This window comes from Aliidongia sp. (assembly GCF_035943795.1).
In the GTDB taxonomy this organism is placed as follows: domain Bacteria; phylum Pseudomonadota; class Alphaproteobacteria; order ATCC43930; family CGMCC-115725; genus Aliidongia.
This window is the reverse complement of the sequence record NZ_DASZBY010000057.1, coordinates 15,332-29,856: the sequence shown is the minus strand read 5'-3', so window position 1 is coordinate 29,856 and position 14,525 is coordinate 15,332. Positions and strand designations below refer to the sequence as shown.

The window sequence follows — 14,525 nt, the reverse complement described above, 5'->3', positions numbered from 1 at the left end:
ATCGCCGCTTGCACCGGCGCCGCTTCCGTCTAACTTGAAGGGCAGGGAGACAGGTCATGAGCGAAGGGATCGAGCGGTTGCGGCGCTGCATTGCGGGCTTCACGCGCCTCGTGGAGACGGCGCCGGACGAGCCGCGCGCGCTCGAGGAAGGCGCGCGGCTGCTGGCCGATCTGGTGGCGGTCGACGATTGGTTGCCGCCCGAATGCGCCGTGCCGGATCGCGAGCGCTATCAGCAATACCTGCTGCATTGCGACCCGCTCGAACGCTTCTCGGTGGTCAGCTTCGTCTGGGGGCCGGGCCAGGCGACGCCGATCCACGACCATGGCGTCTGGGGGCTGATCGGTATGCTGCGCGGTGCGGAACTGTCGCACGACTGGGACTTGGCGGCCGGGCGCAGGACCGGCACGACGCGGCTCGAGCCGGGCATGGTCGCCGCCGTCTCGCCGCGGATCGGCGACGTGCACCAGGTCGAGAACGCGTTCGGCGACCGCAGCTCGATTTCCATTCACGTCTATGGCGCCAACATCGGTGCCGTCGCCCGACGCGTGTTCCGCGAGACGGGCGCCGCGGTACCGTTCGTTTCCGGCTACACCAACGCGACGGTGCCGAACCTGTGGGATCGCTCCGCCGCCGTGCGCGCCGGCCTGCCCGATCGTGCCTGACGGCCCAATCTATCTCGATCATCAGGCGACGACGCCGGTCGATCCGCGCGTGCTCGCGGCGATGCTGCCCTGGTTCACCGAGCGGTTCGGCAATCCTCATTCGGTCGATCACGCCCATGGCTGGACGGCGGAAGAGGCGGTCGAGCAGGCGCGCCGCGAGGTCGCCGCCCTGATCGGTGCCGAGGCGCGGGAGATCGTCTTTACGTCCGGTGCCACCGAAGCGAACAACCTGGCGATCCGCGGCCTGGCGCCGGCGCTGGTTGCGGCCGGGCGGTGCCAGATCATCGCGTCGCCGCTGGAACATCCTTGCGTGATGGCTTGCCTCGACACGCTGGCGTCCGAGGGGTTCACCATCCGCTTCCTCGCCGTCGGCCCCGCAGGACTGGTCGATCCGGCGGAGGTGGCGTCGCTGCTAGGGCCCGCGACCGGGCTCGTCTCGGTCATGGCGGCCAACCATGAGATCGGTACGGTGCAGCCGATCGACGAGATCGGCCGGCTGGCCCGGGCGGCGGGCGCGCTGTTCCATGTCGACGCAGCGCAGGCGGCCGGCAAGATCCCGCTCGCCATGGCCGGGGTCGACCTCATGACCCTGTCGGCGCACAAGCTCTATGGCCCGAAAGGCATCGGCGCCTTGGCCGTGCGGCGCACTGTCCGGCCGTTGCTGAAGCCGCTGATCCTGGGCGGCGGGCAGGAACAGGGCTTACGTTCCGGCACGGTGCCGGTGCCGCTCGCCGTCGGGTTCGGCGCCGCCGCGGTCCTGGCCGGGGCCGAGATGGGTGCCGAGACCGCCCGTCTGGTGCAACGCCGTGATCGCCTGCTCGACCGGCTGCGGGGCGCCGGCCTGATAGTGCATCTGCACGGCGATCCCGTCCGACGGTTGGCGGGTAATATCAATTTCCGGATCGATCGTCTCGATGCCGAAACGATCATCGCTCTTGTCCGCGATCGGGTGGCGCTATCGACCGGTGCGGCCTGCGCGTCGGCCGAACGGGCGCCGTCCCGGGTATTGCGGGCGATCGGCCTGGGCGATACGGAGGCGCTGGGCGCCCTCAGGATCGGGCTCGGTCGCAGCACCAGCGAGGCCGATGTCGATGCGGCGGCGGCCGCGCTCATCGAGGCCTGTCGGGAATTGGGCGCTTGAGGTAGGTTTCCCGCCCATGGTCATCAAGCAACTGGTCTATCTGCTGGCGCTGGCCCGCGAGAAGCATTTCGGCCTCGCCGCCGAACGCAGCCACATCAGCCAGCCGACCCTGTCCGCGGCGATCCGCCACCTCGAGGACGAGCTGCAGGTGCCGATCGTCGAACGCGGCAACCGCTTCATCGGCTTCACCCCCGAGGGCGAGCGGGTGCTCGAATACGCCCGCCGCATCGTCGCCGATTGCGACGCGCTGCGGCAGGACCTGTCGGAACTGCGCCAGGGGCTGACCGGGCATCTGCGGATCGGCGTCGTGCCGTCGGCGCTGCCCATCGTTTCGCGCATCACCGGGCCGTTTGCGGTCAGTCACCCGCGAGTCTCGGTTTCCATCCTGTCGCTGACCTCGATCGAGATCCAGAAGCAGATCGAGGAGTTCACGCTCGACATCGGCCTGACCTATCTCGACAACGAGCCGCTGACGCGGATGCGGACGCTGCCGCTCTACCGGGAACATTACATCCTGCTGACTCCGGCAGACGGGCCGTTCGCCGGACGCGACCGGGTGAGCTGGGCCGAGGCGGCCGAGGCGCCGCTCTGCCTGCTCAGCCCCGACATGCAGAACCGGCGCATCGTCGACAAGATCTTCCAGTCGGTCGGCAGGACGCCCCACCCGACCATGGAAACCAACTCGATCGTGACGCTGTGCCTGCATGTCAGCGCCGGCCACCTGTCGAGCGTCATGCCTCATACACTGCTCGACATGCCCGGGTTGCCCGGCGGCACCATCGCCCTGAAACTGGTCGAGCCCGAGGTGTCCTATATGATGGGCATCGTCATGCCCGACCGACAGCCGGCCCAGCCGCTCGCTCGGGCGCTGTTCGCCCTGGCGCCGACCCTGGGGCTGGAACAGGCCGTCCATTGGCCACCGCAATCGAACCGATAGAAGAGAACATGGAAACCACAGAAGTCTCCGACCATATCGCCGAGGCGGCCGACCATCATCACGGCCATCCGGACCATCCGGTCAGCGATGCGACCTTCCGCAAGCGCGTCGGGCTATTCATCAGCCTGCTGGCCGTGCTGCTCGCCATCACCGGCACGGGCGGCAGCAACGCGATGAAGACCGCGATCAACGCCAATATCGAACGGTCGGACGCCTGGAACTTCTATCAGGCACGCAACATCCGCGAGACCGCGACCAAGCTCGCGCAGGAGCAGTTGGAACTGTCGCTGGCGACACGCGCCGACCTGCCCGATGCCGCCCGTGCCGCGATCGGCAGCCGGATAGATGCCTACAAACAGACGATCCAGCATTTCGAGAGCGACCCCGCGAACGACGGCAAGGCGGAGTTGAAGGCCAAGGCCGAAGCGGCCGAGGGTCACCGCGACCTGGCCCAGGCGCGCGGCGAGAGCTTCGAGATCGCCGAGGCGCTGCTGCAGATCGCCATCGTGCTGGCGTCCACCTGCATCCTGACCGCGTCGCGTCAGCTGCTGCTGGTCTCCGCTCTGTTCGCCGGCATCGGCGTCGTGCTGTCGGTCAACGGCTTCCTGCCCTTCTTCGAGTGGCCGTTCGGACATTGATTGGGGCAGGTCCGGTTCAGCGCAGACACTCGATGAAGACCGTCGACCGGCGCGCGTGTTCCGGCACGCGACCATGCGTCTTTCCGGCGGCGGTGGTCTCGTACGGGATCGCCTTGGCATCGAGGAACTCGCGGACCGAGGATGCCTTGATGGCAAAATTGGCGTTCTGCGCGATGGTTCCGGCAGCTGCGAGCGCGGCCGTGTTCAGCGCGCTCTGAACGACGCCGACGACAGCGCCGTCCGCATCGAAAACCGGGCCGCCGGAATTTCCCGATTGGATCGGCGCACTGATCTGGATCTGCCGGGCACTATCGGCCAGGCCGGAGAGCGCGCTGACGATGCCTTCGGAGATGTTCATGTCCGTCGTCAGGAGGCCGGATAGCGGGAAGCCGGCGACAATCACCGTCTCGCCCTGGCGTGCGGCCTTGTCGCGGAGGGCGACCGGCTCGCCGAGGCGGACCGCAGGACGCAGGACCGCCAGGTCGCCGATCTTGTCGGTGACGATCAGGGTCGCCGCGGTCGGCTCGCCGTTGGCAAGGCGGGTGCGGATCGAGGTGCAGCGATCGACGACGTGATTGTTGGTGAGGACCTCTCCGGCGGTATTGAAGATGAAGCCCGAACCGGAGCCGGAGCCGGACGGCGGTCTGCCGCCGGGGGCCTGGGGCGCCGGCGTGGCTGCGGATGCAATCCGCACCGGTGATGGCCCCGGTCCGTTCGGCGGCAGACCGGCTTGAGCGAGAACGGAGTCGAGGGCGCCGCGCGCCGGGATCCAGGTGGTCGCCGATGCGGCGATGCTCTGGACTTCGGTCGCGCTCAGATGGGCCGCCAGACCGTCGGCGTATTTCTGATGCTTGGGTCGCTCCGGTCCGTTCGGCGGCATTCGTTGGATGGCGACATCGAGCCAGAACAGCGCCTGGGAATAGCTCTGCGCAACCCCGAGACCTTCGGCATAGTGCGTCCCGAGATTTGCGAGCGACACGGCATGGCCTTGTTCGGCTGCCTTGATCGTCCAGCGGATTGCTTCCTTCACGTCGGGGGGCGTTCCACGGCCCCTGCGATACATGAAGCCGAGGTTCGACTCGGCGTCGGCATTGCCTTGCTCCGCCGATAGCTTGAACCAGCGAAATGCCTCGTCGTCATTCGGACCGAGCTTCCCGGACTGGTAGACAATGGCGACGTCCTTCTGTGCGATCGCATCGCCCTTCTGGGCCGGCCCCATGAACCATTTCAGGGCCGCGTTGGCATCGACCGGCGTACCGAGTCCGAGGAAGTAGATGCCGCCCAACTCCTGCTCGGCTGCGGAATTGCCCTGCTCCGCGAGGGGCTGCAGGATCGCGATGGCGCGGCCGTAGTCTTTGGCCCGGATCGCTTCGCGCGCATCTGCCAAACTGCCTTGCTGGGCGGCGGCCTGACATGCCGCTGTCAAGCCGACGGCGAGGATCAGGACGAATTTCCCGACGGCGCGTAGCGACATTTTCCATCCAACTCAAGTTGCTTCCTCTGGCTAACCTTTAGATTGAGCGCAGTATCGCTGCCCAGCGAAAAACGCGGTTTCGCCGCGGATGGTTAGCTCCGATGGGCAGGCCCAATCTATTTCGCATCTGCACAGACGGCTTTTCGCTATCGCAAAATAGATAAAAACGAATGGACCCTGGTTCGCGCCGAGCGCAAATAGCCAGAGGGGACCAATTGTCTGGTGGGACCCAAAGGGTTGCGTGGGAGGAACATTATGGCGCATTCCGCGCCCTTCGATCCGGTGACCGCCCGGGACGTCATCGACGGTCTGAAGCATCTGCAAGGCGCAACTTTGCCGATCCTCCATGCGCTGCAGGCACGGTTCGGCTGCGTCGATGCGGCCGCCGTGCCGCTCATCGCAGACGCGCTCAATCTTTCCCGGGCGGAGATCCACGGCGTCATCAGCTTCTATCATGATTTCCGCGATGCGCCGGCCGGGGCGCACGTCGTCAAGCTATGCCGCGCCGAGGCGTGCCAGTCGATGGGCTGTCGCGATCTCGAACGTCATGCCAAGGCGCGCCTGGGCGTGGCGATGGGGGCGACCATGGCGGACCGGCGCGTGACGCTCGAAGCGGTCTATTGCCTGGGCAATTGCGCGCTGTCGCCGGCCGTCATGATCGATGGCGAGCTTCATGGCCGGGTCGATGCGGCGCGGTTCGACGAACTGATGGCCGAGATCGGAAGCCGGTCATGAATGTCCGCGTCTTCGTACCGATCGATGCTGCCGCCCTGTCGGTCGGGGCCGAGCGGGTCGCCGTCGCCATCGCCCGGGAAGCGGTCGCGCGCGGTGTCGCAATCGATCTGGTCCGCAACGGTTCGCGCGGACTGTTCTGGCTCGAACCGCTGGTCGAGGTCGAGACCCCGGCGGGCCGGATTGCTTATGGGCCGGTCACGCCGGGCGATGTCGCCGGTCTGTTCGACGCGGGGTTCCTAGGCGGCGGCGCCCACGCGCTCGCGCTCGGCCCGACGGAGGAGATCGACTATCTGAAGCGGCAGGAACGCCTGACCTTCGCGCGCTGCGGCATCGTTGATCCGCTGTCGCTCGACGACTACCGCGCCCATGGCGGCTGGAAGGGTCTGGAGACGGCGCTGACCCTGACCGGCGCCGAGATCGTCGAACAGGTGACCCAAGCCGGCCTGCGCGGCCGCGGCGGCGCGGGATTCCCGACCGGCATCAAATGGCGCACCGTGCTGAACGCGCCGGCCGACCAGAAATACGTCGTGTGCAACGCCGACGAGGGCGACAGCGGAACTTTCGCCGATCGCATGCTGATGGAGGGCGATCCCTATTCATTGATCGAGGGCATGGCCATCGCTGCGATTGCCGTGGGGGCCACCCGGGGCTTCGTCTATATCCGCTCCGAATATCCCCACGCGTTCAAGACCTTCTCGGCGGCGATCGATCGCGCGACCGCGGCGGGCCTCATCGGCGCGTCTGTCATGGGCACCGGTCCGGCGTTTCATCTCGAAGCCCGGCTCGGCGCCGGCGCCTATATCTGCGGCGAGGAGACGTCGCTGCTGGAAAGCCTCGAAGGCAAGCGCGGGCTGGTGCGCTTCAAGCCGCCGCTGCCGGCGATCGAGGGCCTGTTCGGCAAGCCGACCGTCGTCAACAACCTGGTTTCGCTCGCGACCGTGCCAGTCATCTTCGAGAAGGGCTGGCAGGCATACCGCGACTTCGGCATGGGCCGCTCGCGCGGGACATTGCCGATCCAGCTTGCCGGCAACGTGAAGCGGGGCGGCCTGATCGAGCGGGCGTTCGGCATCACGTTGCGCGAACTGATCGAGGACTACGGCCAGGGCACGGCCAGCGGCCGGCCGTTCCGCGCAGTCCAGGTCGGCGGTCCCTTGGGCGCTTATTTCCCGGAAAGCCTGCTCGACACGCCGCTCGATTACGAGGCGTTCGCGGCGGTGAAGGGCATGGTCGGCCATGGTGGCGTCGTGGTGTTCGACGACCAGGTCGACCTCGCCGAACAGGCGCGCTTCGCCATGGAGTTCTGCGCCGAGGAAAGTTGCGGCAAATGTACGCCGTGCCGGATCGGCTCGACCCGCGGCGCCGAAGTGATCGAGCAGATCATTGCCGGGGAGTCCGTCGCCAAGAACCTCGTGCTGCTCGACGACCTCTGCACCCTGATGCTCGACGGCTCGCTCTGCGCGCTGGGCGGCCTCACGCCCTATCCGGTGTTGAGCGCCCTGACCCATTTTCCCGACGATTTCGACCGTTCGGCTGCAGCGCCCCCGGCGCGCGCCGCGGAATAGGAGCCGCTTTCCATGTCGCTCATCCACGAGACCGATTTCGGCACGCCGCCAAGCCCATCCGCCCAGATGGTCACGCTGGAAATCGACGGCATGGCCGTAACCGTGCCGGTCGGCACCTCGGTGATGCGTGCGGCGGCCGAGATCGGCACCAAGGTTCCGAAACTGTGCGCGACCGACAGCCTGGAGCCGTTCGGCTCATGCCGGCTGTGCCTGGTCGAGATCGACGGACGGCGCGGCACACCCGCGTCCTGCACCACGCCGGTCGAGGCCGGCATGAAGGTCAAGACCCAGACCGAGCGTCTCGCCAAGCTGCGGCGCGGGGTCATGGAACTCTACATCTCCGATCATCCGCTCGACTGCCTCACCTGCGCCGCCAATGGCGATTGCGAGTTGCAGGACATGGCCGGCGTCGTGGGTCTGCGCGAAGTCCGCTACGGCTACGAGGGGCACAATCATCTGGACGCCGGCAAGGATACGTCCAACCCGTATTTCACCTTCGACCCGTCGAAATGCATCGTCTGCTCGCGCTGCGTCAGGGCGTGCGAGGAGGTGCAGGGCACCTTCGCGCTGACCATCGACGGGCGTGGCTTCGCGTCGGCCGTGTCGCCGGGCGGCACGGACTTCTTCGCGTCCGAATGCGTCTCGTGCGGTGCCTGTGTCCAGGCCTGCCCGACCGCGACGCTGATGGAGAACTCGGTCATTGAGGCCGGTCAGGCCGAGCATAGCGTGATCACGACCTGCGCCTATTGCGGCGTCGGCTGCGGCTTCAAGGCCGAGATGCGCGGCACCGAGGTCGTGCGCATGGTGCCCTGGAAGGATGGCGCCGCCAACCACGGCCATTCCTGCGTCAAGGGCCGCTTCGCCTGGGGCTATACGACCCATAAGGAGCGGATGCTGAAGCCGATGATCCGGTCGAAGATCAGCGATCCCTGGCGCGAAGTGAGCTGGGAGGAGGCGATCGGCTATGCCGCGTCCGAGTTCAGGCGCATCCAGGCGAAATACGGCCGGGATTCGATCGGCGGCATCACCTCCTCGCGCTGCACCAACGAAGAGACCTACTTGGTGCAGAAGCTGGTGCGCGCCGGCTTCGGCAACAACAACGTCGATACCTGTGCCCGCGTCTGCCATTCGCCGACCGGCTACGGTCTCAGCGCGACGTTCGGCACCTCGGCCGGCACCCAGGATTTCGACAGCGTCATGCAGGCCGACGTCATCCTGGTGATCGGGGCCAACCCGACCGACGCCCATCCGGTGTTCGGCAGCCGGATGAAGAAACGCCTGCGCGAAGGCGCGCGGCTGATCGTCGCCGACCCGCGGCGGACCGATCTGGTGCGCACGCCCCATGTCCAGGCGGACTATCACCTGCAGCTGAAGCCCGGCTCCAACGTGGCGCTGCTGAATGCGCTCGCCCATGTCGTCGTGACCGAGGGCCTTGTGGCGGAAGCTTATGTGGCCGAGCGCTGTGAGCCGATGGAGACCGCACGTTGGCGCGCCTTCATCGCCGATCCGCGCCATTCGCCCGAGGCGGTCGAGGCGATCACCGGCGTGCCGGCGGCCGACCTCCGCGCCGCCGCCCGGCTCTATGCGACCGGCGGCAACGCCGCGATCTATTACGGCCTGGGCGTGACCGAGCATAGCCAGGGCACGACGGCGGTCATGGGCATGGCGAACCTCGCCATGATCACCGGCAACGTCGGGCACGAGGGCGCCGGCGTGAACCCGCTGCGGGGGCAGAACAATGTGCAGGGCTCCTGCGACATGGGCTCGTTCCCCCACGAATTCACCGGCTACCGCCATGTCTCGAACGACGCGGTGCGCGAGAGCTTCGAGGAAGTATGGAACGTCACGCTCCGCGGCGAGCCGGGCCTGCGCATCCCCAACATGCTGGATGCCGCGGTCGACGGCACGTTCAAGGGGCTCTACATCCAGGGCGAGGACATCGCCCAGTCCGACCCGGACATCACCCATGTCACGGCCGGCCTCGCCGCCATGGAATGCGTCGTGATCCAGGATATCTTCCTGAACGAGACGGCGAGCTTCGCCCATGTCTTCCTGCCGGGCTCGTCGTTCCTGGAAAAGGACGGTACCTTCACCAACGCGGAACGCCGGATCAGCATGGTCCGCAAGGCCATGCCGCCGATGGCAGTCTACGCCGACTGGCAGGCGACCATGCTGCTGTCGAACGCGCTCGGCTATCCGATGAACTACCGGCACCCGTCGGAGATCATGGACGAGATCGCGCGTCTGACGCCGACCTTCGCCGGCGTGTCCTTCGCCAGGATCGAGGAACTGGGCAGCATCCAGTGGCCGTGCAACGACAAGGCACCGAACGGCACGCCGACCATGCATGTCGACGGCTTCGTGCGCGGCAAAGGCAAGTTCGCGATCACCGAGTTCGTGCCGACGGAAGAGCGCAGCACCGCGCGCTATCCGTTGATCCTGACGACGGGCCGCATCCTGTCGCAATACAACGTCGGCGCGCAGACCCGGCGGACGGAGAACGTGGTGTGGCACGAGGAGGATCTGCTGGAGATCCATCCGTTCGACGCGGAGTACCGGGGCATCGCCGACGGTGATTGGGTCTCGCTGGCGAGTCGTGCCGGGGAGACCAGCCTCCGCGCGAAAGTCACTGACCGGGTGCAGGCTGGGGTGGTATATACGACGTTCCATAATCCGGAAACGGCGGCGAACGTGGTAACGACCGATTTTTCCGACTGGGCGACCAATTGCCCTGAATACAAGGTCACGGCGGTTCAGGTCCGGCTGACCAACCATCGCTCGGGCTGGCAGGATCGCTACGCGGCGCTGCGCGAGGAAACGACGCGCATCGTCGATCCCGCGGCGGCGGAATAGCGACGCCATGACGGCAGCGCGCTTGGCAGACGCTCCTTCGGTCCAGCGTGCAGGCGTGGTGCCGCGTCAGGCCTGGCGCCTCGGCGCGTTGGCGGAAAACGTTACGGCGCAGCTGATCGAAGAGGTGCCGGTCGCCCTTGTCTACAATGGCGTCAGCCACGCGGTCATGCTGGCCAGCCCCAGCGACCTCGCTGATTTCGCGCTCGGGTTTTCGTTGAGCGAAGGGATCATCGCGACGCCGGACGAGTTGCTGGACCTGGAAATCGTGTCGGCGGGCGAGGGGATCGAGCTGCGCCTGACCATCACGGCGCGCCCGTTCGCCGGGCTCAAGGATCGTCGCAGGGCATTGACCGGACGCAGCGGCTGCGGGCTGTGCGGGGTCGAAAGCCTGGCTGATGCGATGCGCCCGCTGCCGAGGCTCGACGATCGGACTCCGCTGTCGCTCGAAGCGATCCATCGCGCGCTCGACGGGCTGGCGCCGATGCAACGGCTCAATCGGCAGGCGGGCGCGGTCCATGCCGCCGCCTGGGCCGATCCGGACGGCGCCATTCGACATCTCGCTGAGGACGTCGGGCGGCACAACGCATTCGACAAGGTGATCGGCGCGATGGCCGGTCGGCGCGGGGGCCGGCCGCCCGGTTTTGCGGTGCTGACCAGCCGCCTCAGCTACGAGCTGGTGCAGAAGGCCGCGACCACGGGGATTTCGGCGCTGGTGGCGATCTCGGCGCCGACAGCCCTCGCGGTCGAGGCGGCCGACCGTGCGGGCATCTGCGTGGTGGCACTCGCCCGTGCCGATGCGGTCACGGTCTATGCGCATCCCGCCCGGATCGCCAATCTCGCCGGAGTAGCCTGATGCACGCCGATCGCCTGATCCGGATGGCCAACCAGATCGCCACCTATTTTTCCTCCTATCCGCACGACGAGGCGGTCGCGGGAATAACCGACCATCTGAAGCAGTTCTGGGAACCGCGGATGCTCGTGACGATCAAGCAGCATGTAGCGGACGGCGGCACGGGCCTGCATGGCCTCGTACCCGAGGCGGTCCGCCGGCTGTCCTGACCGGCGCCCGCTATCGAACGAAAACGGCAAGGTGGTCAAACACCGACGCGAAATCCGACAGGGGTCGCGCACATTAGGGGGGTCACAGACGATGAGTTCATTCTTGGATCGGGCGCATACGATCGCGCCGCCAGGCTATAACCGGTTCATGGTGCCGCCCGCGGCGCTCGCGGTGCATCTGGCGATTGGCCAGGCATACGCTTTTTCGACCTTCAACCTGCCGCTGACCAAGCTCATCGGAATCACGAAGTCGGCGCCCGACGATTGGAACCTGGCGGAACTGGGCTGGATCTTCTCGATCGCGATCGTCTTCCTGGGCGTTTCGGCGGCCGTGTTCGGGCGCTGGGTCGAGAACGTCGGTCCGCGCAAGGCGATGTTCACGGCGGCGCTCTGCTTCGGCGGCGGTTTCCTGATCTCTGCCGTCGGCATCCATCTCCACGCCTTGTGGCTGCTGTACCTCGGCTACGGCGTGCTGGGTGGTTGCGGCCTCGGCATCGGCTATATTTCCCCGGTTTCTACCCTGATCAAGTGGTTTCCCGACCGGCCGGGCATGGCAACCGGAATGGCCATCATGGGCTTCGGCGGCGGCGCCATGATCGCGGCGCCCTTGTCGGTGTTCCTGATGAATTATTTCAAGAGCGCCACGTCGACCGGCCTGGTCGGCACATTCGTCGTGATGGGCGTGATCTATTTCGTCTTCATGATGATCGGCGTCTATGCGGTTCGCGTGCCCGCCGCCGATTGGAAGCCTGCGGGCTGGGTGGCGCCGACGCAGCCGAAGAAGCTGGTGACGACGAGCCAGGTCCATGTCGACATCGCCTGGAGGACGAAGCAGTTCTGGCTGCTCTGGGCCGTTCTGTGCCTGAACGTGACCGCCGGCATCGGCGTGATCGGCCAGGCGTCGCCGATGATCCAGGAGATGTTCGGCACCCGCATCACGCCCACCACCGCGGCCGGGTTCGTCGGGCTCCTCAGCCTGTTCAACATGGGCGGTCGCTTCTTCTGGGCGACGACCTCGGACTATCTCGGCCGGCGCAACACCTACATGGTGTTCTTCCTGCTGGGCATCGCGCTCTATGCCCTGGTGCCGACGACCGGCCAAATCGGCTCGGTCACGTTGTTCGTGGCAGCCTTCGCCATCATCATCTCGATGTATGGCGGCGGGTTCGCAACCGTGCCGGCCTATCTGCGCGACGTCTTCGGCACCATGCATGTCGGCGCCATCCACGGCAGGCTGTTGACCGCCTGGTCGGCCGCGGGCGTGCTGGGCCCGGTTCTGGTGAACTATATCCGCCAGTACCAGATCGAAGCCGGCGTGCCGAAGGCGCAGGCCTACTCGATCACTATGTACATCATGTGCGGCCTGTTGCTGGTCGGCTTCCTCGCCAATCTCGCCATGCGGGCCGTCGAGGAACGTCATCATTATCGTGAAGTCGCTTCGGCGCATTCCTGAGAAGGGGAAGCATCATGACCGCTCGTCTCGTCGTCCTCTGGCTCGCCGTCGGCATCCCGCTGCTGTGGGGTGTCGAACAGACTCTGGAAAACGCGCTGAAACTGTTCCAGTAACGCAGGCAAGTGAGGAGCTGGCGCCTGGCGCCGGCTCCTCGGACTTGCTCGGCCGGGAGCGTTTCGTCATGGTCAGGCTTCTCACGCTCGGGCAGTGTGCCGACAAGGGGCTCGACGTCGAGGTGCTGTGCCTGGGCTGCCTGCGACGCAAGACCGTACCGGCCAGGACCCTCGCCGCGAAATTCGGCGCCGACCTCATGCCGCTCAACCTCAACGGCAAGCTCAAGTGCGGTGTCTGTTCCACGACGCGCTGCGAGGCCAAGGCCGTGGGTGGGTAAGCGTCACCCGCCGACGCGTTTGGCCATATGGACGATGTTGCGGCCGTCGTCCGTCGTCTCGCGCCCCGTCTCGGCATAGCCCAGACCAAGGTAGAGCGTGATGTTCCGAGCCATGAGCGCATTGGTGTAGAGCCTCACTTCGCCGAGGCCGCGGCGCACCGCTTCGGCCTCGGCGAAGGCAACCAGCGCCCGGCCGATGCCGCGCCCGCTCAGGCCGTCGGCCGCGGCCACGCTCCAGATCAGCAGATGGTCGTCCAGGATCGCGACGACGAGGGCGCCGGCTTCCGTGCCATCGGCGAGATGGGCCAGCCATGCGTCGTGATCGTCGAGCAACTGCCGGTAGTCCGCCCGATACGGCAGCGGTTCCAGGCCGAGCACGGGAAGCCATTGCGCATACGCGCTGCGCTGCAGTCGGGCGAGCTGGTCGACCTGGTCCGGGCGGACGGGGTGCAGATGCAAGCCGGCGCCGATCGCCACGATGGTCCGGTCCATTTTCGCTCCCCGATTTCAGTCGCCGTTCGTACTTCGCATGCGCCCGTCTCGCGCCGCAAGCGGGCCGCCTCCGGTATTTCGCTCGAAGGTGTGCTTCCTGTGCAACGGAAGGCGGTGGGACTCATCTCATGCCAGGGGGGCAAGCGATAAAAGCGCGCCCAATTGTCCCAAAGGCGTGGTAAATATCCAGACGCGCGACGTGCAAGGTGCCGCCGCGTTGAAAGACGGCTGCCGATGCCCCTGCCCGGGGTGACGCGGTCGGCGCGAAGTAGTAAACTTCGGCAGCAGCAGAAAGACTGCCCTGCGGGAGACGGGTGCGGAGCAGAGCTCCCGCCACAATGGAGATGAGTAGGCGACATGAGCAAGGGCAGGGATTTCCGGCAGCCGCGGCGGCGTGGGTTCGATGATGATATGCCGCAGCCTTACGATACGCGGGGGCCGGCAGCACGCCCGGCAGCGCGCCCGTTCGGCGGTCCGTCATCGTTCGATCAGTCCCCCGCAGCGGGGCCGGTGGTCGAAGCGACGGTAAAATGGTTCAACCCTGAAAAGGGCTTTGGTTTCGCGGAGCTGGCCGATGGGTCGGGCGATGCCTTCCTGCATATCGGCGCGCTACAGGCCGCCGGTCATGAAGCGGTGGCGCCGGCCTCGAAGCTGAAGGTCCAGGTCGGCCAGGGCGCCAAGGGCATGCAGATCACCCGCGTGATCGAGGTCGACGAGAGCACGGCCCAGGCTCAGCCGCCGCGCGCTCCGCGCCCCGGTGGGTTCGGCGGTGCTCCCGGCGGCATGGCCGGCAGCCGTCCGCCGCGCTTCACGCCGGACGCGTCGTCGGCGGTGGCACTCGACGGCAGCGTCAAGTGGTTCAATCCCGAGAAGGGCTTCGGCTTCGTCGCGACGCAGGATGGCGGCAAGGACGTGTTCGTCCATATCTCCATCCTGTCCCAGGCGGGCATCTCGCACCTCGTCGAAGGCCAGACGGTCTCGATGAAGGTGGTGGATACCCCGAAGGGTCGCGAAGCGCTGTCGATCTCGCTCGGAGACTAGACGGACGAGGTTCCCGGCGGATAGTGCCATCCGCCGGACCAAACCAGATCAGGCCACATGCTGCCCAGACGGGCGGGATGTGGCCTT

General features: G+C 66.7%; 15 protein-coding genes. 13 read left to right on the top strand and 2 right to left on the bottom strand.

All coding sequences use genetic code 11. The features are described 5' to 3' along the window. Positions 1 to 56 precede the first annotated feature (56 nt). The 4 genes from VGV37_RS09990 to VGV37_RS09975 are packed head-to-tail and all read left to right on the top strand — an operon-like array spanning position 57 to position 3,378. Positions 57 to 662, top strand: coding sequence for a cysteine dioxygenase (locus VGV37_RS09990; RefSeq protein ID WP_326879516.1), 606 nt, complete (start codon positions 57 to 59; stop codon positions 660 to 662). After that, positions 655 to 1,803: a cysteine desulfurase family protein gene (locus VGV37_RS09985; protein WP_326879515.1), complete on the top strand. Its 1,149-nt coding sequence runs from the start codon at positions 655 to 657 to the stop codon at positions 1,801 to 1,803. Before VGV37_RS09990 ends, VGV37_RS09985 begins: the two co-directional genes overlap by 8 nt. Positions 1,804 to 1,819: 16 nt before the next feature. Beyond that, a complete protein-coding gene (locus VGV37_RS09980; protein WP_326879514.1) occupies positions 1,820 to 2,740 on the top strand; it encodes a LysR family transcriptional regulator in 921 nt (306 codons plus the stop codon). 8 nt (positions 2,741 to 2,748) lie between these two features. Beyond that, positions 2,749 to 3,378 carry a DUF4337 domain-containing protein gene (locus tag VGV37_RS09975; protein ID WP_326879513.1) on the top strand — a complete coding sequence of 210 codons (630 nt, stop codon included), beginning with the start codon at positions 2,749 to 2,751 and terminating at the stop codon, positions 3,376 to 3,378. 16 nt (positions 3,379 to 3,394) lie between these two features. Here the strand turns inward: VGV37_RS09975 and VGV37_RS09970 are convergent, their stop codons facing one another. Continuing rightward, positions 3,395 to 4,852 carry a trypsin-like peptidase domain-containing protein gene (locus tag VGV37_RS09970; RefSeq protein WP_326879512.1) on the bottom strand — a complete coding sequence of 486 codons (1,458 nt, stop codon included), beginning with the start codon at positions 4,850 to 4,852 and terminating at the stop codon, positions 3,395 to 3,397. A 255-nt stretch (positions 4,853 to 5,107) separates the two neighbouring features. Between VGV37_RS09970 and VGV37_RS09965 the strand changes: the two genes are divergently transcribed. The 8 genes from VGV37_RS09965 (at position 5,108) to VGV37_RS09935 (ending at position 12,905) form a co-directional block, all read left to right on the top strand. After that, entirely contained in the window at positions 5,108 to 5,587 is a 480-nt protein-coding gene (locus VGV37_RS09965; RefSeq protein ID WP_326879511.1) for a formate dehydrogenase subunit gamma, read from the top strand. Further along, positions 5,584 to 7,149: a formate dehydrogenase beta subunit gene (locus VGV37_RS09960; protein ID WP_326879510.1), complete on the top strand. Its 1,566-nt coding sequence runs from the start codon at positions 5,584 to 5,586 to the stop codon at positions 7,147 to 7,149. The genes VGV37_RS09965 and VGV37_RS09960 overlap by 4 nt, the downstream gene beginning before the upstream one ends. Before the next feature lie 12 nt (positions 7,150 to 7,161). After that, positions 7,162 to 10,002, top strand: a complete 2,841-nt coding sequence (fdhF, locus tag VGV37_RS09955; protein ID WP_326879509.1) for a formate dehydrogenase subunit alpha — start codon at positions 7,162 to 7,164, stop codon at positions 10,000 to 10,002. A 7-nt stretch (positions 10,003 to 10,009) separates the two neighbouring features. Beyond that, entirely contained in the window at positions 10,010 to 10,855 is an 846-nt protein-coding gene (gene fdhD, locus VGV37_RS09950; RefSeq protein WP_326879508.1) for a formate dehydrogenase accessory sulfurtransferase FdhD, read from the top strand. Further along, positions 10,855 to 11,061: a formate dehydrogenase subunit delta gene (locus VGV37_RS09945; RefSeq protein WP_326879507.1), complete on the top strand. Its 207-nt coding sequence runs from the start codon at positions 10,855 to 10,857 to the stop codon at positions 11,059 to 11,061. Before fdhD ends, VGV37_RS09945 begins: the two co-directional genes overlap by 1 nt. Positions 11,062 to 11,152: 91 nt before the next feature. Next, the gene (locus tag VGV37_RS09940) at positions 11,153 to 12,514 is read left to right on the top strand and encodes an L-lactate MFS transporter (protein WP_326879506.1); all 1,362 of its coding nucleotides are present in this window, start codon (positions 11,153 to 11,155) and stop codon (positions 12,512 to 12,514) included. A 14-nt stretch (positions 12,515 to 12,528) separates the two neighbouring features. Next, positions 12,529 to 12,627, top strand: a complete 99-nt coding sequence (locus VGV37_RS30325; RefSeq protein WP_414637964.1) for an MFS transporter small subunit — start codon at positions 12,529 to 12,531, stop codon at positions 12,625 to 12,627. Positions 12,628 to 12,695: 68 nt separating this feature from the next. Further along, positions 12,696 to 12,905 carry a hypothetical protein gene (locus VGV37_RS09935; protein ID WP_326879505.1) on the top strand — a complete coding sequence of 70 codons (210 nt, stop codon included), beginning with the start codon at positions 12,696 to 12,698 and terminating at the stop codon, positions 12,903 to 12,905. Between the two features lie 3 nt (positions 12,906 to 12,908). Here the strand turns inward: VGV37_RS09935 and VGV37_RS09930 are convergent, their stop codons facing one another. Beyond that, positions 12,909 to 13,397 carry a GNAT family N-acetyltransferase gene (locus tag VGV37_RS09930; protein ID WP_326879504.1) on the bottom strand — a complete coding sequence of 163 codons (489 nt, stop codon included), beginning with the start codon at positions 13,395 to 13,397 and terminating at the stop codon, positions 12,909 to 12,911. 411 nt (positions 13,398 to 13,808) lie between these two features. On the opposite strand from VGV37_RS09930, the gene VGV37_RS09925 reads away from it, so the two are divergent. Then, positions 13,809 to 14,438 (top strand): cold-shock protein, encoded by a 630-nt coding sequence (locus VGV37_RS09925; RefSeq protein ID WP_326879503.1) that lies wholly within the window; start codon positions 13,809 to 13,811, stop codon positions 14,436 to 14,438. Positions 14,439 to 14,525: the final 87 nt, after the last annotated feature.

Coding starts and splice junctions, on each gene's coding strand:
- VGV37_RS09925 (WP_326879503.1), top strand. CDS start 13,809: ATGCCGCAGCCTTACGATACGCGGGGGCCGGCAGCACGCCCGGCAGCG.
- VGV37_RS09965 (WP_326879511.1), top strand. CDS start 5,108: ATGGCGCATTCCGCGCCCTTCGATCCGGTGACCGCCCGGGACGTCATC.
- VGV37_RS09960 (WP_326879510.1), top strand. CDS start 5,584: ATGAATGTCCGCGTCTTCGTACCGATCGATGCTGCCGCCCTGTCGGTC.
- fdhD (WP_326879508.1), top strand. CDS start 10,010: ATGACGGCAGCGCGCTTGGCAGACGCTCCTTCGGTCCAGCGTGCAGGC.
- VGV37_RS09930 (WP_326879504.1), bottom strand. CDS start 13,397: ATGGACCGGACCATCGTGGCGATCGGCGCCGGCTTGCATCTGCACCCC.
- VGV37_RS09990 (WP_326879516.1), top strand. CDS start 57: ATGAGCGAAGGGATCGAGCGGTTGCGGCGCTGCATTGCGGGCTTCACG.
- VGV37_RS09975 (WP_326879513.1), top strand. CDS start 2,749: ATGGAAACCACAGAAGTCTCCGACCATATCGCCGAGGCGGCCGACCAT.
- VGV37_RS09935 (WP_326879505.1), top strand. CDS start 12,696: ATGGTCAGGCTTCTCACGCTCGGGCAGTGTGCCGACAAGGGGCTCGAC.
- VGV37_RS09940 (WP_326879506.1), top strand. CDS start 11,153: ATGAGTTCATTCTTGGATCGGGCGCATACGATCGCGCCGCCAGGCTAT.
- VGV37_RS30325 (WP_414637964.1), top strand. CDS start 12,529: ATGACCGCTCGTCTCGTCGTCCTCTGGCTCGCCGTCGGCATCCCGCTG.
- VGV37_RS09980 (WP_326879514.1), top strand. CDS start 1,820: ATGGTCATCAAGCAACTGGTCTATCTGCTGGCGCTGGCCCGCGAGAAG.
- fdhF (WP_326879509.1), top strand. CDS start 7,162: ATGTCGCTCATCCACGAGACCGATTTCGGCACGCCGCCAAGCCCATCC.
- VGV37_RS09945 (WP_326879507.1), top strand. CDS start 10,855: ATGCACGCCGATCGCCTGATCCGGATGGCCAACCAGATCGCCACCTAT.
- VGV37_RS09970 (WP_326879512.1), bottom strand. CDS start 4,852: ATGTCGCTACGCGCCGTCGGGAAATTCGTCCTGATCCTCGCCGTCGGC.